Origin of the sequence: Pseudomonas sp. BF-R-19 (assembly GCF_019956445.1) — a bacterium.
In the GTDB taxonomy this organism is placed as follows: domain Bacteria; phylum Pseudomonadota; class Gammaproteobacteria; order Pseudomonadales; family Pseudomonadaceae; genus Aquipseudomonas; species Aquipseudomonas fluorescens_BH.
In genome coordinates, this window is sequence record NZ_JAHBDN010000024.1 from 1 (window position 1) to 1363 (window position 1363).

Genomic DNA, 1363 nt, shown 5'->3' on the forward strand with positions numbered 1-1363 from the left:
CAAGGTACTCCAGCAGGACGCGATGAAAATTGGAGACGGCCACTTCCTGAACAGGGTTGGTGCGCGACCCTTTGAAGCCGGAAGATTTCATCCCCTCCTGGACATTCCCCATGTTCTGGAAATCCTGGGAAAGGATGACGCCAAACCGTGCCACAGAGTCGGTATTCCAGTCATCTTTGCCGTAGTAGAACTCGCGCTTGAGTGCCGGCTCGGTGCCCGGTGCGTAACGTACCAGGGACCACATATCAAAGATGCACGAGTCAGGGTTGTCGCCATCAGGTCGCGCCCGGTAGGTCAGCAGACCGTCCGGAAACATCAACATGACCAGGTTGGGAAACACATGCCAGTCGGTGCCGGCGTTGTACATCTGCTCGGGCGTGATGTCCGGCCAACCTGCACCTGACGCCTCGGCAGCCTGCCGCTGAAAGTTGAGCATTTGGCCCAATACTTCCATGGGGCTGGCATCGGGCGCCACTTCAGTCAGAAGTCGTCCCGCTGCTTCCACATCCCGCGGGCTGAAAATCGCCTTGAGCTCGTTTTCCAGGCGCTGAAAGTACGACACCAAGCCTGGGCGCAGATCGGAAGGAATGGGTTTTCCCGTACGAGGGCTGGGGGCGCCGGGAGGCGAAGCGCTGTCGGAGTACATGAACATCCCGTGCTTGCCGAAAGCGAAGCTGTGGGTGCGATCATCGCCGCCGTTGTCGAGCAGTTGCGGGTGAGTCGAAGCGACGTGGTAAGCCTCGTTGAACCCTTCCTGAGCGACCTTCCAGTTGCACGGCAAACGCACGGACTTGTACCAGCGAAAACGCATTTTGTGCAGTTCGAAAGGGTCGATGAAGCTGGGCATCGGGTCGAGGAAGGCGGCGAGGGGCTCGGCATCAGGGTCGAGGTTGATGAAGACGAACCCACCCCAGCTATCCACTCGCACCGCTGGCAGTTTGAGGTCCTCGGCGGCCATGGAAGGGCAGCCTTCCCAGTCGTGATGATCGAGCACCTTGCCCAGTTTGCCATCGAGATTCCAGCGCCAGCCGTGATAGCGGCAGAGGAACTGGTTGGTCTTGCCACAGCCTTCGGTCAGGCGCCGCCCACGGTGCTGGCAGACGTTGTGGTGAGCAAGAATCCCCTCGTTGGTCCGCACGACAATGATCGACTCATTGGCAATGTTGTAGGTCACGAAGCTGCCAACATCCGGCAGTTCTTCTTCTCGACAGGCGACCTGCCACACCTTTGGCCAGAGCCGCTGGCGCTCCAGGGCCACATAGGCAGGGTCGATATAGGCATCTTTGGGAACGAAGTCAGGGCGAACAGCCTGGGATGCTGTCAGTCCTTCGAGTGGATGGTTCATGCGTCTTCTCCATCGGCC

Annotated in this window: 1 protein-coding gene; it reads right to left on the reverse strand. The window is 59.4% G+C overall.

Annotated elements, in window-relative coordinates; translation table 11 throughout:
• A partial coding sequence (locus KGB28_RS01855; protein WP_223441673.1) for an aromatic ring-hydroxylating oxygenase subunit alpha occupies positions 1–1345 on the reverse strand: 1345 nt, incomplete at its 3' end.
• Positions 1346–1363 lie beyond the last annotated feature (18 nt).